The organism is Nocardia wallacei (assembly GCF_029868745.1).
GTDB classification, from domain to species: Bacteria; Actinomycetota; Actinomycetes; order Mycobacteriales; family Mycobacteriaceae; genus Nocardia; species Nocardia wallacei_B.
In genome coordinates this window covers 1-22840 of the sequence record NZ_JARWOP010000054.1, presented here as the reverse complement: position 1 = coordinate 22840, position 22840 = coordinate 1, and the positions used below count along the sequence as shown (strand labels likewise).

Sequence of the window (22840 nt, the reverse complement as noted above, 5' to 3'; positions counted from 1 at the left end):
CCCGCGAGCCGACGGGCGCACCACACCCGCACCGCGGCGGGCGCGCGGGCGGGGGCGCCGCCGGGGGGGGCGGGCCAGCCGCGCGAGGGCACCGGGGGCGGCGCCCGCCCCCCCCCGGGCGGTGGGGGGATCCGGGGGGCGCCCCCGGGGCCCCGGCCCGGCCGGCCCGCCCCCCCCGGCGGCGCCGCCGCCCGCGCGCCCGCCGCGGTGCGGGTGTGGTGCGCCCGTCGGCTCGCGGGTTACGGCGACGGGCCATCATAGCGGGGCGATTCGGCGGCTCGTGCGGCAAGGAAGTCGTCGACGGTGCGGACGCAATCCTCGACCGTGACCGCCTCCGCGCCACCGGTTTTCAGCAAATCCGTCGCCGCGTCGAGCAATCGGGCCCGCGATCGGAGCCGGCGCGGATCCTCGTCGTGTGGATCGCCGGGTGTCGCGATCAGCCCGCCCGAATTGTCGACCACGTGCGGGGCCATCAGCGGGCGCGGTGCTCGGCGCCGTGTCGGACCGCTCCGGCGGGAGCGTCGAAGTGGCTCCGGACCGCGGTCAGGTCCGCCTTGCCCGACGGTGTCCGCGGGATCGCGGCCACGATCGCGATCTCGGCGGGAATCTCATAGGGCGCCAACCGGGTTCGGAGGTACTCGATCAGAGCGCCGGGCCGGGCCGACCGCGCGTGGCGCAGTTCCACCATGGCCACCGGGGTTTCGCCGAGGCGCTCGTCGGGCCGTGCGACGACCACCGCGCCCAGTACCGCGGGATGGCTTTCCAGCGCGGCGCGCACGTCGTCCGGCATGATCTTGAACCCGCCCCGGATGATCGCCTGGTCCGCCCGGCCCAGAATCCACAGGAATCCGTCGGCATCGATGCGGGCCATATCGGTGGTCCGGATCCAGTCGGCGGACGGTCCGAGCTGACCGGGCACGACCTCGAGCAGGCCGAGCCGGTCCGGCCCCAGGACGGCACCGTCCTCGTCGACCACCCGCAGTCGCGCCCCGCCGGTCGCGCGGCCGACGCTGCCGCGCTTGGCATCCCAGTATTTCCGATGGTCGGCCGGCGTCCAGCCCGCGACGCCGCCGCCGAATTCCGTTGCGGCATACGAGGTGAGGACGGGAATGCCGAATTTCTCGCGGAACGCGTCGGCGTCGGCGGCCGACAGCGGCGCGGTACCCGAGGTGACGACCCGGATACCGGCCAGGTCCGCCGCGGTCAGGTCGGAATGCAGCACCATGCGCAAGGCGGCGGGCACCAGCGAGACGGCCTTGGGCCGGTGGGTGCGCACGGCCCGCGCCCAGCGCTCGAGTTCGAATCGCGGGAGCAGCACGAAGGGGCGTGCCTCGGCGACGCATTGCAGGACCCGGAACACGCCACCGATGTGCACCAGCGGCGCGTTGACGATCGCGATGCCGCGTCGTGGTTGCGCCGGTGCCGGCACCGCGTCCGGATCCGGGCCGATCACGCTGCGGGCCAGCATGTCGTAGGTGATGTCGATGCGTTTGGGCGGCCCGGTGGTGCCGCTGGTCAGCATCCGCACCGCGACCCCGGACCGGGTCGTGCCGGTGTGCGCGCGGCGCCCGGCGGAGGCGCTCAGCCGCAACTCGCCGTCGAGACCGCAGATCGACACGGCGGTGGTGCCGGGCGGCAGGGTGTCCAGCGTCGACAGATCCTCGGGAGCGCCGATGATCAGCGGCAGCCGCAGGTCGGCGATATCGGCCCGGGTGCGTTCGTCGCCGCGGGCGGGATTGATCACCACGACGGTGCCGTTGCCCAGCAGGACCCCGAGAAACGCCGCCACATGCTCGGGCCGGTTGCGCAGCAGGACTCCGACCTGTCGCCGGCCGACCGGATGCGCGGTGGTGAACGAGCGGACGCGCAGCGCCACGTCGGTCAGCTCCCGCCACGTGTGCCACCGGTCGTCGTATTCGATCGCGGGCGAATCCGGTTGCAGCGCCAGGGTATCGGCAATCCGGCGGCTGAGCGCATGGTGGGAGTAACTCATCGGCAATGCCATTGCGGCTTCCTCTTCTCGACGAAGGCCCGCGGGCCCTCCAGCGCGTCCTCGGTCCGGGTCACCCGTTCGCGGAATGCCTCCGCGAGCAACTCGGCCTCGTGCAGCGGCACGTCGAGGCCCTTGACGATGGCGAGCCGGGTGCCCCGAACCGCCAGGGGCGCATTCGAATTGACGATGTCGGCGAGTTCGTGCGCGCGCTCCAGCAGCCGATCGTGTTCGACCACCTCGGTGACCATGCCGAGGTCGTAGGCGCGCTGCGCGGTCATTCGCTCGTGCTTGCCCAGCAGCGCCATGCGCAGCGCGACCGTCCGCGGCAGCACCCGGGCCAGGCGCACCACCTCGCGGCCGGCCACGAGCCCGATGCTGACGTGCGGGTCGAAGAAGGTCGCGCGCTCGGAGGCGATGACGATATCGCCGGTGGTCACCCAGTCCAGCCCGGCGCCGCAACACAATCCGTTGATCGCCGCGAGGATCGGCTTGGTCATGGAGCGGAACGGCGGCGTGCCCTCCTGGGGCGCCTCCCACTGTTCGTAGGTGGACAGATACGGCCGCTCGTTGATCACCTTGCCGTCGCCGGGGATGGCCTTGACGTCCGCGCCGGTGCAGAACGCGCGACCGGTGCCGGTGACGACGATCGTCCAGACGTCGTCGTCGTTCTCGGCCTCGTCGTAGGCGGTGCGCAACTCGGTGATCATGTGCGGGCTGAGCGCGTTGAGCGCTTCCGGGCGGTCGAGGGTGATCGTGGCCGTATGTCCGTCGACGCGGTACTTGATGGAATCGAACGGCGTAGATGCTGCGGAGCGGACCATACTGATATATATACAGTATAGAATACCGTTAGTCTCCCGAAAGGAAGACACCCAGATGACCAGTTCGAGTACCGAGGACGGCCGGGTTCTTTACGACGTGGACCCGGACCGCAGAATTGCCACCGTCACGCTGAACAACCCCCGGCAGCGCAACTCCTACGACGCGGCCATGCGCGACGGCCTGGCCCGATTTCTCGATCAGGCCGCCGAAGACGACGACATCACCGTCGTGCTGCTGCGCGGGGCGGAGGGTGTGTTCAGCACCGGCGCCGATATGAACAACGCGTACGGCTGGTACGGGGAGCGGCCCGCCAAGAGCCGCCCCAGTCAGCGCCGCCGGCTGACCGTCGACCGCAAGTCCTTCGGCTTCTATCACAATCTGCTGGGCTTCCCGAAGGTCACGGTGGGCGAGATCAGCGGCTACGCGCTCGGCGGCGGTTTCGAGATGGCCTTGATGACCGACATTTCCGTGATCGCCCGGAACACCCGGATCGGGATGCCCGCCACGCGATTTCTCGGTCCCGCGCTCGGCAGCCTGCACATGTTCTTCCACCGGCTCGGTCCGGTGCTCGCGCGGCGGTTGCTGCTGACCGGCGACATCATCGAGGCGGGCGCGGTCGAACAGCTGGGCGTGTTCACCGAGACCTGCGATGGCGCGTCGGTGACCGCCCGCGCGCGGTACTGGGCGGAGAAGGCCGCGAAGATGCCCGCCGACGGTGTCGTCATCGCCAAGGAGGCCTTCCGGCTCGTCGAGCAGAGCCAGGCGTACCAGGGCGAGGAGGTGGCCGGCTACCTGTTCCACGCCTACGGGACGAACCTGCAATTCGCGCCGGGCGAATTCAATTTCGTGAAGACACGCGCGGAACACGGCACCAAGGAGGCATTCCGGTTGCGCGACGAGCACTTTCACGTACCGGAGCCGGACGCGCCGTAGCGCGGACCTACCAGGCCGTCGCTGCGCCGTCCGGATCCTGCGGCGCAGCGGAATTCGCGCGAGCCGCCGCGTGCGATTCGATCAGCCGGTCGGCGTTGTCGAGGATGCAGCGCAGGCCGTGCTCGAAGTTCCGCTCGTCCGGTGCGCCCGAACGCAGCCCCTTGGCCATGGCCCGGGCGAGCAGCGGCGTCGTCTCCGGGTCGATCAGAATGCTGTCGTAGTAGGCCCGCGCCTCCGCGTCCAGTTCGATGTTCTTGTCGTAGAGCCGTTGCAGCACAACCGATCCGCGAATATGGAGATTGATCGCCGAGTAGGTGTCGAAGGCCTCTTCGACCGACAGGCCCGCCTGCACCAGACTGGCGACCGTCCGCTCCACCTGCTCGGCTCCGACCCGCCCGGCATGCTGGCTCAGCGCCGACCGCACCAGGATCAGGTCGCAGAGGATCGGATTCGTCAGGAAGGTCTGCCGCATGATGCGGGCGTGGTTGGTCAGCGTCTCGCGCCAGTCCGCGGACTCGACGAACGGGAAGGGGATCGCGTAGATGTACAGCCGCAGTGCGCGATCGGTCATCGCGTTGAGCAGGTCGTCCTTCTTGCGGAAGTACCAGTAGATGCTGGTGACGCCGACATTGAGGTGACGGCCCAGCAGGGGCATGCTCAGGCCGTCGATCGAAACCTGTTCCGCGAGTTCGAAAGCGCCATCGATGATGTCCTCCGGATTCAGCGAGCCGCGTTCGCGTCGCTGCCGCTTCACGGCGGCGCCTCGTTTCGCCACGGTCATCCTCCCGCGCCCCACGCCCCGGTGAAGACCGGTTCGCGTTTCTCGGCGAACGCCGCGAATGCCTCGATGACATCGGCGCCGGACAGGTTGAGCGCTTGGGCGCGAGCCTCGTTGGCGAGCGCCTCGCGCATCGTGCGATCCGTGCCGTCGTTCAGCAGCCCCTTGGTCTGGGCGAGCGCCCGCGGTGGCCCGGCGGCCAGCCGCGTCGCCAGGTCGCCGACGAACTTGTCGATGGCCTCCTCGGACTGCACCCAGGTCACCAGCCCGAGGGAGTGCGCCTCGTCGGCACCGATCATGTCCGCCAGCAGAGCGAGGCGTTTGGCTTGCTGCAATCCGACGAGTTTGGGCAGCAGCCAGGACCCGCCGCAATCCAGCGACAGCGCGCGCCGGGTGAATATCTGGCAGAACCGCGCGTCGGGCGTGGCCACCACCAGGTCGCAGCCCAGCGCGAGATTCCAGCCCGCGCCCGCCGCCACCCCGCGCACCTTGGCGACGGTGGGCACCGGCAGGTCGTGCAGCAGCTGTACGGCCTCGTTGATGGCCAGCATCTCCCGGCTCGGGTCGGGAAACTCGTCGACCCCCGCGGCGTCGGAAATGTCTGCGCCGGAACAGAATGCGTCACCGGCGCCGGTCAGTATCAGGGCACGCACCTCGCGGCCGTGCGCGACCTGGTGGAACGTATCCCGCAGCGCTGCCCACAGCTCACGGGTGACCGCGTTCTTGCGGTGCGGGCGGTTCAGCGTCAGGGTCAGTACACCGTCCACCTGTTCGATGAGCAGTACGGGTTCGGCAGTCACGACTTCGGGTCCTTTCGTGTTCCGGTGCGGCTCAGGCGATGACATCGAAAGTCACCGGCAAGACGTTGGGGGAACGGAACGGCTGGCCGAAGATGTGCGGATCGCCCTCGTCCAGGAGGGTGAATCCGGTCAGCCGGCGCAGGAGGCATTCCACCGCGACCCGGGTCTCCATCCGGGCCAGGTGCAGGCCGAGGCAGGTGTGCGCGCCGGCGGTGAAGCTGATGTGCGGCACATGCTTTCGGAATATGTCGAACTCCTCCGGTCGCTCCCAGCGGGTCTCGTCGCGGTTCGCCGAGCCCAGGCACAGGTCGAGCACCGAGCCCGCGGGGATGGCGACGCCTTCCAATTCCGCGTCCTCGGTCACGTGCCGCTGCACCAGCGTGAGCGGGGTCTCGTAGCGCAGTCCCTCCTCGACGGCCTGCGGGATCAACTGGTGTTCGCGCTGCACCGCCGCGAACTGTTCGGGATGCCGCAGCAGCTGGTACAGCAGATTTCCCGACGAGCGATAGGTCGTCTCCAGCCCGGCGGGAAGCAGCAGCCGCAGGAACGAGTAGATGGCCTTGTCGGTCAGCTTCTCCCCGTCGATCTGCGCGGTCGCCAGATCGCTGATGATGTCGTCGGTCGGATTCGACCGGCGCTGGTCGATGTGGCCGAGGAAGTACTCCTTCAGCTCCTTCGACGCCTCCAGCGCCTGCGGAACCTTGTTGGCGTAGCTGATGATCGCCACGGCCGCCGCGCGGAAGAAGGGCAGGTCGACTTCGGGCAGGCCGAGCAGGCGCGCGATGACCCGGGTCGGGAACTCGAAGGTGAATTCCTTGACCAGGTCGGCACTTCCACGCTCCGCGAACTCGTCGATGAGCGCATTGCAGATCGGCTCGACGATCTCCGGTTCCCAGCGCTGCAGCGACTGTGGCTTGAACGCCGTGGCCACCAGATTCCGGTGCGCCCGATGGCTTTTGCCGTCCATCGCGAGAATTGTCGGGCCCATGAACACGCCGATGGTGGAGTCGTACAGCCGAGAACTGAATACCCGGCTGTTGCGCAGCGCCGCGCTGACCGCCGCATACGATACGGCGGCGTAGGAGTCCGGCGGGCGCAGCGATTCCGGGGTCCTGGAGTAGTCGAACACCGTCCCGTGGAAGACGCCGCCCTCCCGTCGTTTCGCAGCGAAGAACGGGTAGGGGTCACGGAGATCGAGGGTGCTCCCGGCCGTTGCCGATTCGTCTTGAACAGGGATTTCCACAGCTCACCTCTACGTCGTCACAGCGCGCGGTTTTCGGCGGTGCAATATACTGTAATCTATACAGTATAGATGACTATCGCGCTCGGGGCGTGCCGTGCTCCGCGGGGGCGGCGTCGCCGCTACAGCTGTAGCGGCGTTCCGGCCGCGAGTGGCGCGACGAATCCGCCGTCGACATGGATGTCCTGGCCGTTGACCCAGCGCGCCGCCGGCGAGCCGAGAAACGCGATCACGGGCACGATGTCGTCCACCGTGGCGTGCCTGCCCACGGTGGCCTTCACCGTGTCCAGGACGTCCTTGCCCATCGACGCCTCGAAGTCGGCGAGTATCGGGGTCTCGGTGGGTCCGGGGCTCACCGTATTCACCCGGATGCCGAACTTCTGCCATGCCATCGGCGCCAATCGCTTCGCGAAGATGATCGCGGCTTGCTTCGAGGTGCTGTAGACCGGATACGCGGGATCCTGGCCGCTCTGCCACCGCGCGACCGCCTCCGCGTCGGTCGCCGCGAGCAGGCCCGCCAGATCGTCCACGCGCTGTTGCCAGCCGAGTGCCGCCACCGAGGCGACGGTGACGATCGCGCCGCCGCGGCGCAGCAGTGGCAGCATGCCCTCGACGGTCAGCCGCATGCCGAGGTAGTTCACCGTCAGCACGTCCGCCGCGGGCGCGGTGCCCGGCACGCCGGCGACGTGCACCAGCAGATCCCAGCCGGGCCCGATCCGATCCAGCAGTGCCGCGATGTCGCGGCTGTCGCGCAGGTCGCACCGCTCGTACCGCGAGGCCGGAGTGTCGTTGTGGCGCAGGTCGACTGCGAGGACGTAATCGCCCTGGCCGTGGAAGTGCGCCGCGGTCGCCGCGCCGATCCCCGACCCGGCGCCGACCACGACCACTGTGCGCTGCCCGGATGTCATGAATACCGCCGTTCGGTCGCCGCGGGTAGTTATAGAATGCTTGACAGTAACGTCAACTATAAAACACTCTAGTGACCGCTACAACGGCTTCGGGGCGCTGCGCGCGCCGGGTCGAGTGTTATGAGACGAAAGAGCAGCCGATGAGTATGCCGACCATCGATGAAGCCGCGAAGGTCCTTGCGGAGCCGGCCGCGTACGCGGATGAGGCGAGGTTGCACGACGCATTGACGAGGTTGCGGGCGCATGCTCCCGTATCGCTGGTCGACGTGCCCTCCTACACGCCGTTCTGGGCGATCACCAAACACGCCGACGTCATGGCCGTCGAGCGGGCCAACCGGGCGTTCACGAACTGGCCGCGGCCGGTGCTGATGACCACCGTGTCGGACGAGATGCAGGCCGCGGTGGGAATTCGGACCCTGGTCCACATGGACGACCCGCAGCACCGTGTCATGCGGGCCATCGCCGCGGACTGGTTCAGCCCGAAGGCCATGAAGACGATGGGGGAACGGATCGCGCAACTCGCCGTGCGCTACGTCGACCGGATGCGGGATGCGGGCGGGGAATGCGATTTCGTGCAGGAGGTCGCGGTGAACTTCCCGCTGTACGTGATCATGTCGCTGCTCGGCGTCCCGGAGGCCGACTTTCCCCGGATGCTGAAACTCACCCAGGAACTCGTCGGCAGCGACGACGACGAACTCAAGCGCAGCGCGCCGTCCGACGACACGATGAACTCGCTGCTCGAAATGTTCCAGTACTTCCAGCATCTGACGGCATCCTGGCGCGAAAACCCCACGGGCGACCTGGGATCCACGATCGCCAACGCCCGGATCGACGGCGAGCCGCTGTCGGATATCGACACCATGTCCTACTACGCCATCATCGCCACGGCCGGGCACGACACCACCAGCAGCAGCATCTCCGGGGGGCTGCACGCGCTGATCGACCATCCCGATCAGCTCGCGCGCCTGCGCGCGGACCTCGACCTGATGCCCCGGGCGACCGAGGAGATCTTCCGCTGGGTCACGCCGGTCAAGGCGTTCATGCGCACGGCCGCCGAGGACACGTCGGTGCGTGATGTCCCGATCGCGGCGGGGGAATCGGTGCTGCTGTCGTATGTTTCGGCGAACCGCGACGAGGACGTCTTCGACGACCCGTTCCGCTTCGACATCGAGCGCGAGCCCAACAAACATGTCGCGTTCGGATTCGGCGTGCACTTCTGCCTCGGCGCCGGACTGGCGCGAATGGAGACCAGCACCTTCCTCACCGAACTGCTGCCGCGCCTGCGGTCGATCGAACTGAACGGCGAGCCCGAACTCAGCGCGACCACCTTCGTCGGCGGGCTCAAACATCTTCCGATCCGCTACTCGCTGGTATGAGCGAGCCCGCGAGCGAACCGATGCGGACCGACCACACCCACGCCCAGCCCCGGGCGGCCGAGCAGCGGACAGGACAACCGATGACGAATGCCCAGACCTGGAAGGAAACGCTCGCGGACCTCGAGCAGCGCCGGGACCGCGTGCGCGCGATGGGCGGCCCCGAGCGGGTCGCCAAGCACCGCGGCAAGGGCAAGCTGGACGCGCGAGCGCGCATCGAACGGCTGCTCGACCCCGGGACGTTCCAGGAGTTCGGCACGCTCGTCGGCGGTGAGGTGGCGGCCGACGCGATCGTGACCGGCTCGGGTCTCGTCAACGGCTTCCCGGTGATGGTGGGCGCGGAGGATTTCACGAGTCTGGCCGGAACCATTGCGCCGGGCAGCAATTCGAAGCGGTATCGAGTGGCCGAACTGGCGGTACGCAACAAGGTGCCGCTGGTGATGCTGCTGGAGGGGGCGGGGTTCCGGGCCAGCGGCAGCCATTACGGGCGCACCCCGACCGATCTGCTGGCGCAGGCGAAATGCTCCGGGCGGGTTCCGATGGTGACCGGTGTGCTCGGAGCGTCCGCGGGGCACGGGGCCCTGGTCGCGCCGGTGTCCGATTTCGCGATCATGAGCCGCCAGGGCGCGATCTTCACCGCGGGGCCGCCGGTGGTGAAGGTGTCCACGGGCGAAGACGTGTCGAAGGAGGATCTCGGCGGGCCCGCTGTCGCGCTGCCCAGCGGCGTCATCCACAACGTGGCCGACACCGATGCGGCCGTGCTCGACGAGATCCGGCGTTACCTATCGTATTTTCCGCCGAGCGCGTGGTCCTATCCGCCGGTATACCTGCCCGACGACACCACCGGACCGCGGGCCACCCCGGAACTGCTGGACATCATCTCCCGGGACAACCAGCACGGCTATGACATGCGCGCGGTGCTGGACGTGGTGTTCGACGGCACCGATTGGTTCGAGGTGCAGCCCGGTTTCGGCCGCGCGATCATCTGCGCGCTCGCGCATCTCGGCGGTCATCCGGTCGCGGTGGTCGCCAATCAGCCCCAGGTGCTGGCGGGTTCGATCGACTCCGATGCCGCCGACAAGGCCGCCCACTTCATCTCGGTCGCCGACGCCTTCCATCTGCCGATCATCTTCCTGGCCGACAACCCGGGCATGCTGCCGGGCAGCGAGTCCGAGCGCGACGGTGTATTGCGCAGCGGCGCAAGGATGTTCGTCGCACAGACCGCGGCGACGACGCTGAAGGTGCACCTGACCCTGCGCAAAGCCTACGGGTTCGGCTCGATGGTGATGTCGCTGATCGGATTCGACGGCCAGGAGTCGACTTTCGCGTATCCGGGAGCGACCATGGGCGCGATGGGGGCGGCCGCGTTGAGCAACGCATCGCAGGCCGAAGAGGATCTCGCGGCTCAGCTGCGGGAGATGGAACTGCAGGCGTCGTACTTCTCCGCGGAGCACATGGGTTTCGACGAACTCATCAGTCCCGAGGAGACGCGAAACGCCCTGCTGGGATCGGTGCAACGGGGCATCTATGCCCGGCAGGCCGCGGCGGAGCCCGTGACCCGCACGGTGATCATGCCCTGACCAGATCGTGCCGGGAGGCGCCGGGAATCCCTGTGCGCCGCACTATAGATAGGTATACAGTAGACATATCTATTCGACCTTCGGCAGGTCTGCCGACGACACAGACGCACAGGCCGACCGCCGGATATGTCGGAACGACCATCCGGCGAGACGAAAGGACGCTGATGACCGCGCTCGACTACAAGGCGATCGACGTCGACAACCATTACTACGAGCCGCTGGACGCGTTCACCCGCCACTTGGACAAGAGGTTCCGGCGGCGTGGCGTGCAGATCGTCCGAGACGGCAAGTACCACACGGCCATCATCGGCAACCGGGTGAATCGGTTCATCCCCAATCCGACCTTCGACCCGATCATCGTGCCGGGTTGCCTGGATCTGATCTTCCGCGGCCAGGTTCCCGAGGGCGTGGACCCGGCCACGCTGATGCGGGTCGAGAGCCTGGAACTGCGGCCGGAATACCGTGAGCGGGACGCGCGGGCGGCGGTGGTCGACAAGCAGGGGATCGAGACGATCTTCCTGTTCCCGACTTTCGGTTGCGGAGTGGAAGAGGCCCTGCGCGGCGATATCGAGGCCACGATGGCATCGCTGCACGCCTTCAATCTGTGGCTGGACGAGGACTGGGGCTTCGACCGGCCGGACGGCAAGATCGTTGCGGCGCCGATGATCTCGCTGGCCGACCCCGCGGCGGCCGTCGCGGAGGTCGACTTCGTGCTGGAACGCGGCGCGCGCGTGGTGCACATCCGGCCGGCGCCGGTGCCCGGTGTCGGCAAGCCGCGCTCCCTCGGTGATCGAGCGCACGATCCGGTGTGGGCGCGGCTGGCCGAGGCGAATGTCCCGGTCGCATTCCACCTGGGCGACAGCGGATATCTGAGGATCGCCGCCATGTGGGGCGGCAAGGACACCTTCGAGCCGTTCGGTCCCGGGGACGCGCTGGACAAGATCCTGGTGGACGATCGCGCGATCCACGACACGATGGCCTCGCTGATCATCCACGGCGTCTTCGATCGTCATCCGGCGCTGCGCGTGGCGAGTATCGAGAACGGCTCGGACTTCGTGCACCGGCTGAGCAAGCGAATGAAGAAGCTGGCCAACCAGTCTCCGAAGGCGTTCCCCCATGATCCGGTCGACACCCTGCGCGAGCACGTGTGGGTGGCGCCGTACTACGAGGACGATCTGCCGCGACTGGCGCAGACGCTCGGCACCGACCGCATTCTGTTCGGTTCGGACTGGCCGCACGGCGAGGGCCTGGAGGAGCCGGTGGCCTTCACCGAGGAACTGACGTCCTTCGACGCGGACGACGTACGAAAGATCATGCGCGACAACGCCCGCGAATTCCTGGGCCTGCCCGTCGCCGCGGTCGCGTGAGGCGGGCGAGAGCACGGTGAGCGCCGGGAGCGGAGGATCGCGTTGAGCGAGTGGAGTATCGGCGCGGTCTTCGACGCGGTCGCGCAGGCCGTCCCGGACCGGACGATGACCGTCTGCGGCGACCGGCGGAGTACCTTCGGGGAATCGGCTGCGCGGGCGCGGCGATTCGCGAACTTCTTGGCGGACAGCGGTTTCGGTGCGCGGACGCCCCGGCGTCGGTTGCGGCGGTGGGAGTGCGGTCAGGACCGCGTCGCGCTGCTCATGCGCAACGACCTGTACCCCGATGTCATGCTCGGCTGCCTCGGGGCGCGCACTGTCCCGGTCAATATCAACACCCAGTACACGCCCGGGGAGATCCGGGATCTGCTGGCGTATGTGAAGCCGCGCGGCCTCGTCTTCCATCGGTCCTTCGGCCCGATCGTCGCGGCGGCGGCACCACAGGACGCCGAACTGCTGATCTCGATCGAGGACGGCAGTGTCGCGGCCGAGCTGGCGGGCACGATCTCGTTCGACGAGGCGGTGCGCCGCGGCGATGCCGAACGGGCGATCCCGACCTCGCCGGACGATCTGGTGATGATGTGCACCGGCGGAACCACGGGACGGCCGAAAGGCGTGCTGTGGCGGCAGAGCGATATGTACGTGTCGTCGATGAACGGCGCCGACCACGACTCCGCGCAGCCCCTGCGCGAGCTCGTTCGAATGACCGGGCAGGTCTGGTTCGCGGTGTCGCCGCTCTCGCATGCCGCGGGCATCTGGACCGCGTTCGCGGGGCTGCTGGCCGGGCAGACGATCGTGCTGTACGACGACCGGAAACCCTTCGATCCGCGGCACGCGCTGGAGATCGCCCAGCGCGAGAACGCCGCGCTCATGACGATCGTCGGCGACGCCTACGCCGGACCGCTGGTGCGCGAATTGCACACGGGCCGTTACGAGTTGCCCTCGTTGCTCGCCATCGGAAGCGGTGGCGCGGCGACCAACCCGGTGTACAAACGACAACTGCTCGAACTGCTTCCGCACGTGATGGTCGTGGAGGGCTACGGTGCGTCCGAGACCGGTGGCATGGCCTTCGGGCGGAGCCGCCAGGGCGCCGAGGTCGACACGTTCGCTCCGGGTCCGGGCGCCACGGCCGTGTCGCACGACCGCACCCGATTCCTCGAACCCGGTGATACGGAGGTCGGGTGGGCGGCCAGGGCGGGCCGCGTCCCGCTCGGCTATTTCGACGACCGGGAGGCGACCGAACGCACCTTCCCGGTGATCGACGGCAAGCGGATGGCGATACCCGGCGACCGGGCGACCGTCGACGGCGACGGCACCCTCCGGCTGCTCGGCCGCGACGCACTGGTCGTGAACACCGGTGGCGAGAAGGTGTTCGTCGAAGAGGTCGAACAGGTGCTGCGGGCGCATCCCGAGATCGTCGATGCGCTGGTGATCGGCCGGCCGAGCCCGCGGTGGGGTCAGGAGGTCGTGGCGCTGGTGTGCCGCAGGCCGGGCGAGACCGTTACCGACGCGGTGCTACGGCGGGCGTGCAAGGCCGAGCTGGCCGGGTTCAAGGTGCCGAAGGAATTCATTTTCGTGGCGGAGATCCGACGGCTCGGAAACGGGAAGCCCGACTACCGGTGGGCCGCGAAACGGGTGGCGCCGAGCGTCGCCGAAGAAGTCGGCTCGGAGGAAGTGGGGGCATGACCGTGCGCAAAGTAATCGACTGCCTGGCGAACGTTCATTTCGGTGAACGCGAGCAGCCGTCGTGGATGCTGAAGGTCCGCGACGACTACTTCAAGGGCCCGGCCTCGCTGTACGAGCAGGTCGATCTCGCCGAGTTGCTCGGCGAGATGGACGAGAACGGCGTCGAGAAGGCGGTGCTGATGTATTCGATGGCCAAGCCGTCGAATACCGCACTGAAATTCGTCGAGGCCCGGCCGGACCGATTCTCGTTGGCGCTCAACGGGGTCGACCTGTTGCATCCGGTGTCGTCCCTGCGCGAACTCGACGCGCTGGTGAACGACCTTCCGGTGGTGTACACGGCGGTGGGTCCGAGCTTCTGGGGTGACGGCCGGTATCCGCCTACCGACGCGGTGTACTACCCGCTCTACTACAAATGCGCCGAGCTGGGCCTGCCGTTGTGCATGAATACCGGTTTGCCGGGCCCGCCGATTCCCGGTGAGGTACAGAATCCGATCTATCTGGACCGGGTGTGCTACCGGTTTCCGGAGTTGCGGCTGTGCATGATCCACGGCGCTGATCCCTGGTGGGACACCGCGATTCGCTTGCTGATGAAATACGAGAATCTGCGCCTGATGACGTCGGCGTGGTCGCCGAAGCGGCTCCCCGGCAGTCTCCTGCATTTCATGCGGACCCGGGGCAAGCGGAAGGTGATCTTCGGCTCGGATTGGCCGGTACTCCGCATGCACCGGGTGGTCCCGGAGGCACTCGCGCTCGAGCTGCCCGACGACGTGCTGGACAACTATCTCTACAACAACGCGGAGGAATTCTTTTTCACCCGCCCGAGCGTCGGTGACCGTGCCGGGAACCAGGAGCGATGACGATGGACCGCTACGAATTGCGCAGACAGGATTACAGCCTGTCGCAAGACCAGACCGAACTGCAGGCCACCTACGCGAAGTTCGTCAGGACGCGATGCCCGATCGAGGTGGTGCGCGCGGCCGAACCGGCGGGATTCGACAAGAATCTGTGGGAGCAGCTGTGCGGCACCGGCGCCACCACCATGGCGTTGCCCGAGTCGGTCGGCGGCGACGGCGCGACGCTGGTCGATCTCACCCTGGTCGCGGAGGAACTCGGGCGGGCGATCGTGCCGGTGCCGTGGATCGACCACGTGTGCGCGGCCCGGCTGCTGGCGAACCTCGCAGCCCTGGGATCCGATGCCGAGGATGCGGCCGATGGGGTCGCGGGCAGGCAGTTGGTCACGCTGGATCCGCGTCCCGATGCCGCCGATGGCGCCCGGCTGATCGCCGCGGGGTCGATCGCCGATCACATCGTGGTCCGCGAGGGCGACGATATCGTCCGCCTGACCTTCGCCACCCGACCGGCGAAGGTCGACAATATCGGGCGGCTGCCCATGGCGTGGATCGATCCGGCGGCGGCCGACGGGCGTACGGTGCTGGCGAGCGGGACGGAGGCGCTCGCACACTACGAACGCGCCCTGGACGAATGGCGGGTGCTCACCGCCGCCGCCTTGGTCGGACTCGTCGAGGAGACCCTGCGGATCGCGGTCGAATTCGCGAAAACCCGCTACACCATGGGTGTTCCGATCTCGACGCTGCAGGGCATATCGCATCCGCTGGCCAATATCGCGATCGTCGTACAGGGCGGGCGCAACCTGGTGCGGCGGGCGGCCTGGTTCCTCGAATACGAACCCGGCGCCCAGCCCGCCCTCGCGTCGGCGGCCTACGTCTACCTGGCCGAGGAGGCCGCGAAGGCGGCCACCATGGCCGTGCACGTTCAGGGCGGGCTGGGGGTGACCACCGAGGCGGCCGCTTCGGCATATCTGGTGCGGGCCCGGGGCTGGCCGTTGGCGGCGGGCGATCCCGGCGCCGCCGCGGTGCGAGTCGCCGAACTGTCGGCACAGGCATAGGACGGAGATACCGATGGACTTTTCCCGAGTCGAGCTATCCGCGGAAGACGCGGACTTCCGCGATCGCGTACGCAAGTTCCTCGACACCCATGTCACCGACGACGTGCGGCGGCGTGACCGCGAAACAGGAGACAACTTCGACGAAGGGGTGCACCTGGCCATGGGCGCCGAGGGCTGGCTGGCCGCCGAGCTGGACACCGGCGCCGACGGCGGCATGACGCGGGTGCAGCGACGGATCTGGGATCTGGAGCGGCGTCGCGTTCACGTCCCGTGGGTCACCTGGGGCACCACGGTCATCGTCGCGAAATCGGTCGAGCAGTTCGGTTCCCCGGAGTTGCGGGAAGAGGTGCTGCCCCGGGTGCGCAGCGGCGCGGTCCGGCTGTGCCTGGGCTACACCGAGCCCGACGGCGGGTCCGATATCGCCACGAGCAAGACCCGGGCCGTGCGCGACGGGAATCAGTGGATCATCAACGGCGCCAAGATGTTCACCACCGGCGCGCACAACTGCCAGTACGTCTTCCTCATCACCAACACCGCTCCCGAGGCGCGAAAACACAAGAGCCTCACCATGTTCCTGGTCCCACTGGACACTCCGGGCATCGAGATCCAGGGCATCCGGACGGTGGACGGCGACCGCACCAATATCGTCTACTACACCGACGTCCGGATCGACGACAAGTACCGGCTGGGCGAGGTGAACGACGGCTGGCGGGTGCTCATGGAGCCGCTCAGCACCGAACACGGCATCGTGGACATGGCCGCGGACGGCCTGCAAGACGTGTCGATCATGATTCATCAGGGGACGATCATGGCGACCTCGGCGGACCGGGCCGCGGCGATCGCTGCACGGCGCGGCCCCGACGGTCGCCGGTTGCTCGACGACGGGTCGGTCGCCTATCGGCTGGGGCGCAGCATCGCCCGGATGGAGGCGGCGCTGTCGACGCCGAACATGTTCGGCCGCGTCGCGATCGCCCAGGCGATGCGGGATATCTCCCCGGACCTCATGGACATCCTCGGGCCGGCCTCGGTCCTGCCGATCGGCACCGAGGGCGCCGCCGACGACGGCGGGGCCGAATACATCTACCGCTGGGCGCCGCTGTGCGGCATCTACGGCGGCACGCTCGAGGTCTTCCGCAACCTCATCGCACAGCACGTGCTCGGCCTCGGCCGTCCCCACTACGCCCCGCCCAAGGCAGTGTGACGTGAAGGTTCCTTTCACCTGGAAGGTCACCGGGTGGTTCATGGTCGGGTGGTCGGCCGAATTTCCCCAGGGCGAGGTCCGGCCGCTGCGGTACTTCGGCGAGGATCTCGTCGCCTACCGCGACGAGTCCGGCGAACTGCACATCCTGACCGGGCACTGCCGCCATCTCGGCGCCCACATCGGCTACGGCGGCAAGGTGGTCGGCGACTGCGTCGAATGCCCGTTCCACGGGTGGCGGTGGGGACCCGACGGCCGCAACCGCAAGATCCCCGGCACGGACCGGACGAATCGCGGCCTGCGGTTGCGGGTCTATCCGGTCGACGAACAGAACGGCTGTGTGTTCATGTGGCACCAGCCGGAAGGCAGGCAACCGCAGTGGGAGATGCCCGATATCTTCGGGCTGTTCCCGGAGGTCGGGACCGATCCGTCGGGCTACTACCGCCCGTACCCGGAGTTCTCCCGCAAGACCGCGCGGGAGCCGGTACACCCCCAGGTCGTGCTCGAAAACGGCCCGGACAGCCTGCATTTCGAATATGTGCACGGCGCCACCGTGACCCCGCGGATGCTGGACTGGGGCGAGTCCGGCCACACCTGGTCGTTCCTCACCGGGTGGCCCGACGCGCGCAGCGACGACCCGGACAAGATGGCCTTGAAGATCCACGCGCAGATGTTCGGACTCGGCGGATCCATCAGCGCGTTCGAGGGATCGTCGAAGCACCGGCTCATCTTCGCCACGACCCCCGTCGACGACGAATGCTCGGATCTGTTCTATTCGATCTGGTGGCCGCGAAACCCGGGCGACGAGTCCGATGTGCCACCCCCGGAGGTCCGGGAGCGGGTCGAGAGGCAGTTCCTGGTGACCGTGTGGGAAGACCTGAGCATCTGGCGTCATCAGAAGTACGTCGAGCGTCCGCCGCTGTCGCCGAAGGACGCGAAACCGTATCTGTCGCTGCGCAAGTGGGCCACCCAGTTCTACGACGTGCCGCCGGTCGGCACTCCGGCATGAGCGACACGACCACCGCGGACCTGCTCGAGATCTGGAAACGCCAGGTGGAATCGGACCCGTCGGGTCAGGTGGTGACGATCGTGGCCCCGGCGGTACCGGGAGCGCCGTAGAGCAGTGCGAACCCCGCCTTGGGCGCACCCGCGACCTGGCGGGCGCCGGCGGTTCCGCGCAGTTGCAGGACGAGTTCGTGCAGTTGGCGCATCCCCGACGCGCCGATCGGCTCGCCGTTCGCGATGAGTCCGCCGTCGGTGTTGACCGGCATCGAACCGGTGATCTCGGTGGCGCCCTCGGCGATCAGCTTCTCCTGGTCGCCGTGGGCGCACAGGCCGGCCTCGGCCATGTGGATGACCTCGGCTCCGGCGTCGGTGTCCTGGAGCTGGGCGACGTCGATATCGGTCGGCGATATCCCCGCGGACTCGAACGCCGCGCGGGAGGCATACACCGAGGGCGCCACATCCTCTTGGACCGGCGCGTAGGTGGTGTTCACCTCGTAGGCGCCGTACTTGCGGGTGCGGATCTCGACCGCGCGCACGAATACCGGTTTGGCGGAGAAGCGATGAGCGAGATCGGCGCGGCACATGATCACCGCGGCGGCGCCCTCGTCCGGCGCGCAGAACATGTAGTGCGTCAACGGGTAATTGAGCACCGGCGCGGCCAGGATCTCCGCCTCGGGAATCGGCTTGCGGCGGAACGCGTTCGGATTCAGCCCGCCGTTGCGATAGTTCTTCGCCGCGACCTTGGCCAGGGTCCGGACGGAGATCTCGTGGTCGTGCAGATAGCGATTGGCCTTCATCCCGAAGAACTGCGTGGTCAGGTACTGGCCGTTCTCGCCGTACCACTTCGGCATCCCGACCAATGTCGGGTCGACGGTGAACGCGCCGCGGGGGTGTTTGTCCATGCCGATCGCGATGCCGATGTCGTACTTGCCGAGCCGGATGGCGTCCGCGCAGGCCTCGGTGGCGCTCGCCGAGGTGGCGCAGGCATTGAACACATTGGTGAACGGGATGCCGGTGAGCCCCATCATGCCGACGATGGCGTCGGGGTTGGCCACCTCCCAGCTGCCTCCGACCGCGAACTGGATATCCCGCCATTCCAGCCCGGCGTCGGCCAGCGCGGCGCGGATCGCGTCGGTTCCCATCCGCATTGCCGTCTTGCCCTCGAATCGGCCGAACGGGTGTATCCCGATGCCGACGATCGCTACGTCGTTGGTCATGTGAACTCCTCGTGGTCAGAGCGGCCGGAAGGCGAAGGTGAGCACGTCGTCGCCGGCGCTGTCGGTGCCCAGCGGCACGGCGGTCAGGGCGACTTCCATTCCGAACGCCAGCTTGTCCGGATCGTTCTCGGTGAGCCGGCCTTCGACCCGGATGACATCGCCGAGCTGGACCAGGCCGACGCCGAAGGGGACGAAGGTCGCCGCCGTCTCGTTCCCGAGATACGGCGGCCCGGGCAGGAACCCCTGGGTCGTCCAGGCAATCAGAGTTCCGCGTTCCGGTAGTTGGATTCTCTCGATCGCAGAACGGCTGCACCGCGGACAGATATCCTGCAGGGGGAAAACCGTTGCACCACAGTCGTCGCAGGCCCCGCCGACGAGGCGGAAATCACCCTCGGGCCAGTTGGAGATCTCCGGGCTGATCATTCTCTGCATCGCTTGTTCCTCACCACGTTCGCAACACTTGGATGATAGCTTACGGTAAGGTCAACGGTAAATCTTCTAGGTGGAGCCATGAACTCGAAAATTCCCGCCGGACTCGAGGACCTCCTGCGCCGGCCGCTCGTCGGGGTGCTCGCCACTGTGACACCGAACGGATCGCCGGACCAGTCGCCGATGCGGTTCACCTGGGACGGCGCGCACCTGCGGATGAGCCACACCATTCCCCGGCGGAAATTCACCAGCCTGCAGGCGAATCCGAACTACTCGTTCCTCGTCACCGACCCGGACGAGCCGTCGCGATGCCTCGAGACGCGGGGCTGGCTGGTCACCGTGCAGGGCGACCAGGACGGCAAGTTCTACTCGGAACTGAGCGAGCGCTACGGGGACACCGACATCGGACTGCCCGCCGATGTGGAGGACCGGGTCGTGCTGATCCTTGATGCGACGACCTTCGTCGCGCGGTGAACCAAAACGATTATAGTTAGCATTACAGTATAGTACTCGGAAGGGAGTACCTCCGTGGACAAGAACGATATGATCCTCGTCAGCGTCGACGACCACATCATCGAACCGCCCGATATGTTCGCCAACCACCTACCTGCCAGGTACGCCGACGACGCGCCCCGGCTGGTGCACATGGACAACGGCGCGGACATGTGGAAGTTCCGCGATCGGGTCATCCCGAACGTGGCGCTCAACGCGGTGGCCGGCCGCCCGAAGGAGGAGTACGGGCTCGAACCCGAAGGGCTCGACGAGATCCGGCCCGGCTGTTATGACGTCGACGAGCGCGTGAAGGATATGAACGCCGGCGGCGTCTTGGCCCAGATGAACTTCCCCTCTTTTCCGGGGTTCGCCGCCCGCCTGTTCGCCACCGAGGACTCCGAATTCTCGCTCGCGTTGGTGCGCGCGTACAACGACTGGCATATCGACGAGTGGTGCGGCGCCTACCCGGGTCGCTTCATCCCGATGGCGCTGCCGGTGATCTGGGATGCCGAGCTGTGCGCGGCGGAGGTGCGCCGGGTCTCGAAGAAGGGCGTGCATTCGCTCACCTTCACCGAAAACCCCGCGGCGCTGGGCTATCCGAGTTTCCACAGCGAGCACTGGAATCCGCTGTGGCAGGCTCTCGTGGAGACCGACACCGTGCTGAACGTTCATATCGGTTCCTCCGGCACCCTGTCCATTCCGGCGTCGGATTCCCCGCCCGACGTGATGATCACACTGCAACCGATGAATATCGTCTCGGCCGCCGCCGACCTGCTCTGGTCACGCCCCGTGAAGGAGTACAAGGACCTGAAGATCGGGCTCTCCGAGGGCGGCACGGGCTGGATCCCTTATTTCCTGGAACGGATCGACCGGACCTTCGAAATGCACTCGACGTGGACGATGCAGGACTTCGGGGGCAAGCTGCCGAGCGAGATCTTCCGCGAGCACTTCCTGACCTGCTTCATCAGCGATCCCGTCGGCGTCCGGCTGCGCAACGATATCGGCATCGACAATATCGCCTGGGAAATGGACTATCCGCACAGCGACTCCATGTGGCCCGGCGCGCCCGAGGAACTGGACTCGGTCTTCAAGGCGCACAACGTGACCGATACCGAGATCGACAAGATGACCCATCTCAACGCGCTGCGGTGGTACTCCTTCGACCCGTTCCAGCATGTCCCGCGCGAGAAGGCCACCGTCGGCGCGCTGCGGGCAGCGGCGGGCGACCACGATGTCAGTATCAAGGCGCGCAGTCACCACCAGAGCACGGCCGACGAGAAGCTGGCGGCGTTCCGGTCCCAGATCGACGCGGCCACCGCCCATCTCGCCGGCAAGGACTGACGAGCATCGGATGACCCGGGTCTCGCAGACCTGGCTTTCGAGCCGGGTCCGCGAGCGGTCAGAGGATGGCGCCCGCTTCTTTGGCGGCGATGATGTCGTCCCAGTCCATGCCCAGCTCGAGCAGGATGGTCTCGGTGTGTTCGCCGTATTCGGGCGCCCGGCTCGGCGGCGCCGGCGTCTCGTCGAATTGCACCGGGGCGCTGACGGTTCGGTAGTTCTTGCCCGCGTCGTCGGTGACGGTCATCAGGTAGCCGTTGGCGGCCACCTGCGGGTCGTCCAGGACCTCCTGCGGACTGGCCAGGGTGGCCCAGACCGCGGGTTCGTCGGCGAGCACCCGCTGCCACTCGGCGAGATCCCGCTCGGCGAAGGTCTTGCGCAGTTCGGCGGTGGCGGCCTCCTGATTGACGACGAGATCGGCCAAGGGGGTGAACCGCTCGTCGGTGGCCATATCAGGTCGGCCGATGCGCTCGCAGAAGCCCTTCCAGAAGCGGTCGGCCTGCAGCAGCATCAGCTGCACCCATCGACCGTCGCGGGTCCGGTAGCGGTTGACCGCCGGATTCAGTGAGGTGCCGGCCGGGCCGGCCGGGATGCGGTCGATGCCGTAGTAGTCGGCGGCCGCGATGTCGGGCGCCACGGCCCACATCCCTTGCGCGAGCAGCGAACTGTCCACGAGGGGTGCGTGTCCGGTGCGCTCGCGGTGGAACAGCGCGGCCGCGATGCCGCCGGCCAGCGTGATGCCGCCCTGGAGATCGCCGAACGCCGGCGCCTGGGTGACCGGGAACTCCACGTCCGGCGGGGTCAGGGCGTACGCCACGCCGGCGCGGGCGAGATAACTGGCGGCGTCGAAGCCGCCCCGGTCCTGCTCCGGTCCCCGGCTGCCGTGGCCGCTGCCGCGGGCGATGATCACGTTCGGGTTGAACTCCCGGATCTGCTCGACCGTCAGCCCCGCGCGCTGCAGCGGGCCGGGCAGCCAGTTGGTCAGGAAGACATCGGCGCTCGCGATCAGCGCGCCCACGATCGCGCGTCCGCGCTCGGACTTGAGATCCACGCCGATGCTGCGTTTTCCGTGGTTGCCGATCTCCATCATGAAGTTGGCCCGCACCGGTGACCGCGCGGGATCCAGCCCGCCCACGATCAGGGCGCGGCACGGATCGCCACCCCGGGTGTCCTCGATCTTGATGACGTCCGCGCCCCAGTCCGCCAGCGCGGCGCCGCCGCAGGGAACGTATGTCCACGAAGCGAGTTCGACTATCCGGACGCCGTTGAGCAGACCCGACATAGGTGCTCCCTTTCCTACGATTGCCACCTAGCTTGAAGAACTATACGGTAATGATTACAGTTAGTCATCCGGGAAGGGTTGTGCCGGGTGATCAGGAGGAGATGTGACCGACATCGTCGGGGAGCCCGCGGTTCCCAGTGCGGAATGGGGACGCCGCGTCGCCGAGCGAGCCGAGTCCCGCATGCTCGTCGACGGCGAGCTGACCGGGTCGGGTTCCGGCGCCACCTTCGACAATGTGAACCCCGCGACCGGAGCGGTGCTCGGCAGTACCGCCGCGGCGGACTCGGGGGACATGCTGCGGGCGATCGCGGCGGCGCGCCGTGCGTTCGACGAGACCGATTGGTCGACGAACCGGGCGCTGCGCCGGCGGTGCCTCGATCAGCTACAGCAGGCGCTCGAGTCCGAAAAGCGCGAACTGGGCGAGGAACTCGTCGCCGAGGTCGGCTGCCCGGTCATGACGCTGGGCAATGCCCAGCTGGACTGGCCGCTGGCCGGG

General features: G+C 67.8%; 23 protein-coding genes. 13 read left to right on the top strand and 10 right to left on the bottom strand.

Annotated features, from left to right (window positions below):
• A partial coding sequence (locus tag QH470_RS03265) for a hypothetical protein (RefSeq protein WP_280270742.1) occupies positions 1-261 on the top strand: 261 nt, incomplete at its 5' end.
• On the opposite strand, the gene QH470_RS03260 is transcribed toward QH470_RS03265, so the two are convergent.
• From QH470_RS03260 to QH470_RS03250, 3 genes are read right to left on the bottom strand one after another with little or no spacing between them, the layout of a single operon-like run.
• Positions 240-461 carry a hypothetical protein gene (locus QH470_RS03260; protein WP_280270745.1) on the bottom strand — a complete coding sequence of 74 codons (222 nt, stop codon included), beginning with the start codon at positions 459-461 and terminating at the stop codon, positions 240-242. The genes QH470_RS03265 and QH470_RS03260 overlap by 22 nt on opposite strands.
• Positions 462-472: 11 nt before the next feature.
• Entirely contained in the window at positions 473-2005 is a 1533-nt protein-coding gene (locus tag QH470_RS03255; protein ID WP_280270741.1) for a class I adenylate-forming enzyme family protein, read from the bottom strand.
• On the bottom strand, positions 1990-2814 hold the full coding sequence (locus QH470_RS03250) for an enoyl-CoA hydratase/isomerase family protein (protein ID WP_280270740.1): 825 nt from the start codon (positions 2812-2814) through the stop codon (positions 1990-1992). Before QH470_RS03250 ends, QH470_RS03255 begins: the two co-directional genes overlap by 16 nt.
• 55 nt (positions 2815-2869) lie before the next feature.
• On the opposite strand from QH470_RS03250, the gene QH470_RS03245 reads away from it, so the two are divergent.
• Positions 2870-3748 (top strand): enoyl-CoA hydratase/isomerase family protein, encoded by an 879-nt coding sequence (locus QH470_RS03245; RefSeq protein WP_280270739.1) that lies wholly within the window; start codon positions 2870-2872, stop codon positions 3746-3748.
• 7 nt (positions 3749-3755) lie between these two features.
• On the opposite strand, the gene QH470_RS03240 is transcribed toward QH470_RS03245, so the two are convergent.
• The 4 genes from QH470_RS03240 to QH470_RS03225 form a co-directional block, all read right to left on the bottom strand.
• A complete protein-coding gene (locus QH470_RS03240; RefSeq protein WP_280270738.1) occupies positions 3756-4523 on the bottom strand; it encodes a TetR/AcrR family transcriptional regulator C-terminal domain-containing protein in 768 nt (255 codons plus the stop codon).
• A gap of 2 nt (positions 4524-4525) precedes the next feature.
• Positions 4526-5326, bottom strand: coding sequence for an enoyl-CoA hydratase/isomerase family protein (locus QH470_RS03235; RefSeq protein WP_425302593.1), 801 nt, complete (start codon positions 5324-5326; stop codon positions 4526-4528).
• A gap of 31 nt (positions 5327-5357) precedes the next feature.
• Positions 5358-6569 carry a cytochrome P450 gene (locus QH470_RS03230; RefSeq protein ID WP_280270736.1) on the bottom strand — a complete coding sequence of 404 codons (1212 nt, stop codon included), beginning with the start codon at positions 6567-6569 and terminating at the stop codon, positions 5358-5360.
• Positions 6570-6688: 119 nt separating this feature from the next.
• Positions 6689-7474 carry an SDR family oxidoreductase gene (locus QH470_RS03225; protein ID WP_280270735.1) on the bottom strand — a complete coding sequence of 262 codons (786 nt, stop codon included), beginning with the start codon at positions 7472-7474 and terminating at the stop codon, positions 6689-6691.
• Positions 7475-7614: 140 nt separating this feature from the next.
• Between QH470_RS03225 and QH470_RS03220 the strand changes: the two genes are divergently transcribed.
• The 8 genes from QH470_RS03220 to QH470_RS03185 all read left to right on the top strand — a co-directional run bounded on the left by QH470_RS03220 (position 7615) and on the right by QH470_RS03185 (position 17590).
• Positions 7615-8850 carry a cytochrome P450 gene (locus tag QH470_RS03220; RefSeq protein WP_280270734.1) on the top strand — a complete coding sequence of 412 codons (1236 nt, stop codon included), beginning with the start codon at positions 7615-7617 and terminating at the stop codon, positions 8848-8850.
• 80 nt (positions 8851-8930) lie between these two features.
• On the top strand, positions 8931-10427 hold the full coding sequence (locus QH470_RS03215) for an acyl-CoA carboxylase subunit beta (RefSeq protein ID WP_280270744.1): 1497 nt from the start codon (positions 8931-8933) through the stop codon (positions 10425-10427).
• A 164-nt stretch (positions 10428-10591) separates the two neighbouring features.
• Entirely contained in the window at positions 10592-11794 is a 1203-nt protein-coding gene (locus QH470_RS03210; protein ID WP_280270733.1) for an amidohydrolase family protein, read from the top strand.
• 42 nt (positions 11795-11836) lie between these two features.
• Positions 11837-13477, top strand: a complete 1641-nt coding sequence (locus QH470_RS03205) for an acyl-CoA synthetase (RefSeq protein WP_280270732.1) — start codon at positions 11837-11839, stop codon at positions 13475-13477.
• The gene (locus tag QH470_RS03200) at positions 13474-14334 is read left to right on the top strand and encodes an amidohydrolase family protein (protein ID WP_280270731.1); all 861 of its coding nucleotides are present in this window, start codon (positions 13474-13476) and stop codon (positions 14332-14334) included. The genes QH470_RS03205 and QH470_RS03200 overlap by 4 nt, the downstream gene beginning before the upstream one ends.
• Before the next feature lie 2 nt (positions 14335-14336).
• Positions 14337-15383 carry an acyl-CoA dehydrogenase family protein gene (locus tag QH470_RS03195; RefSeq protein WP_280270730.1) on the top strand — a complete coding sequence of 349 codons (1047 nt, stop codon included), beginning with the start codon at positions 14337-14339 and terminating at the stop codon, positions 15381-15383.
• A gap of 13 nt (positions 15384-15396) precedes the next feature.
• The gene (locus QH470_RS03190) at positions 15397-16584 is read left to right on the top strand and encodes an acyl-CoA dehydrogenase family protein (RefSeq protein ID WP_280270729.1); all 1188 of its coding nucleotides are present in this window, start codon (positions 15397-15399) and stop codon (positions 16582-16584) included.
• A 1-nt stretch (position 16585) separates the two neighbouring features.
• Positions 16586-17590 (top strand): aromatic ring-hydroxylating oxygenase subunit alpha, encoded by a 1005-nt coding sequence (locus QH470_RS03185; protein WP_280270728.1) that lies wholly within the window; start codon positions 16586-16588, stop codon positions 17588-17590.
• 64 nt (positions 17591-17654) lie between these two features.
• Here the strand turns inward: QH470_RS03185 and QH470_RS03180 are convergent, their stop codons facing one another.
• On the bottom strand, positions 17655-18803 hold the full coding sequence (locus QH470_RS03180) for a thiolase family protein (protein WP_280270727.1): 1149 nt from the start codon (positions 18801-18803) through the stop codon (positions 17655-17657).
• A 15-nt stretch (positions 18804-18818) separates the two neighbouring features.
• Positions 18819-19235, bottom strand: a complete 417-nt coding sequence (locus tag QH470_RS03175; RefSeq protein ID WP_280270726.1) for a Zn-ribbon domain-containing OB-fold protein — start codon at positions 19233-19235, stop codon at positions 18819-18821.
• 78 nt (positions 19236-19313) lie between these two features.
• Between QH470_RS03175 and QH470_RS03170 the strand changes: the two genes are divergently transcribed.
• Entirely contained in the window at positions 19314-19706 is a 393-nt protein-coding gene (locus QH470_RS03170) for a pyridoxamine 5'-phosphate oxidase family protein (protein WP_280270725.1), read from the top strand.
• Positions 19707-19760: 54 nt separating this feature from the next.
• Positions 19761-21065 (top strand): amidohydrolase family protein, encoded by a 1305-nt coding sequence (locus tag QH470_RS03165; protein ID WP_280270724.1) that lies wholly within the window; start codon positions 19761-19763, stop codon positions 21063-21065.
• A 58-nt stretch (positions 21066-21123) separates the two neighbouring features.
• Here the strand turns inward: QH470_RS03165 and QH470_RS03160 are convergent, their stop codons facing one another.
• Complete coding sequence (locus tag QH470_RS03160) at positions 21124-22344, bottom strand: CaiB/BaiF CoA transferase family protein (protein ID WP_280270723.1); 1221 nt, start codon at positions 22342-22344, stop codon at positions 21124-21126.
• Positions 22345-22525: 181 nt separating this feature from the next.
• On the opposite strand from QH470_RS03160, the gene QH470_RS03155 reads away from it, so the two are divergent.
• On the top strand, positions 22526-22840 hold a 315-nt coding region (locus tag QH470_RS03155), incomplete at its 3' end, for an aldehyde dehydrogenase family protein (protein ID WP_280270743.1).

Coding starts and splice junctions, on each gene's coding strand:
- QH470_RS03255 (WP_280270741.1), bottom strand. CDS start 2,005: ATGGCATTGCCGATGAGTTACTCCCACCATGCGCTCAGCCGCCGGATT.
- QH470_RS03250 (WP_280270740.1), bottom strand. CDS start 2,814: ATGGTCCGCTCCGCAGCATCTACGCCGTTCGATTCCATCAAGTACCGC.
- QH470_RS03245 (WP_280270739.1), top strand. CDS start 2,870: ATGACCAGTTCGAGTACCGAGGACGGCCGGGTTCTTTACGACGTGGAC.
- QH470_RS03225 (WP_280270735.1), bottom strand. CDS start 7,474: ATGACATCCGGGCAGCGCACAGTGGTCGTGGTCGGCGCCGGGTCGGGG.
- QH470_RS03220 (WP_280270734.1), top strand. CDS start 7,615: ATGAGTATGCCGACCATCGATGAAGCCGCGAAGGTCCTTGCGGAGCCG.
- QH470_RS03215 (WP_280270744.1), top strand. CDS start 8,931: ATGACGAATGCCCAGACCTGGAAGGAAACGCTCGCGGACCTCGAGCAG.
- QH470_RS03210 (WP_280270733.1), top strand. CDS start 10,592: ATGACCGCGCTCGACTACAAGGCGATCGACGTCGACAACCATTACTAC.
- QH470_RS03200 (WP_280270731.1), top strand. CDS start 13,474: ATGACCGTGCGCAAAGTAATCGACTGCCTGGCGAACGTTCATTTCGGT.
- QH470_RS03195 (WP_280270730.1), top strand. CDS start 14,337: ATGGACCGCTACGAATTGCGCAGACAGGATTACAGCCTGTCGCAAGAC.
- QH470_RS03190 (WP_280270729.1), top strand. CDS start 15,397: ATGGACTTTTCCCGAGTCGAGCTATCCGCGGAAGACGCGGACTTCCGC.
- QH470_RS03180 (WP_280270727.1), bottom strand. CDS start 18,803: ATGACCAACGACGTAGCGATCGTCGGCATCGGGATACACCCGTTCGGC.
- QH470_RS03175 (WP_280270726.1), bottom strand. CDS start 19,235: ATGCAGAGAATGATCAGCCCGGAGATCTCCAACTGGCCCGAGGGTGAT.
- QH470_RS03170 (WP_280270725.1), top strand. CDS start 19,314: ATGAACTCGAAAATTCCCGCCGGACTCGAGGACCTCCTGCGCCGGCCG.
- QH470_RS03160 (WP_280270723.1), bottom strand. CDS start 22,344: ATGTCGGGTCTGCTCAACGGCGTCCGGATAGTCGAACTCGCTTCGTGG.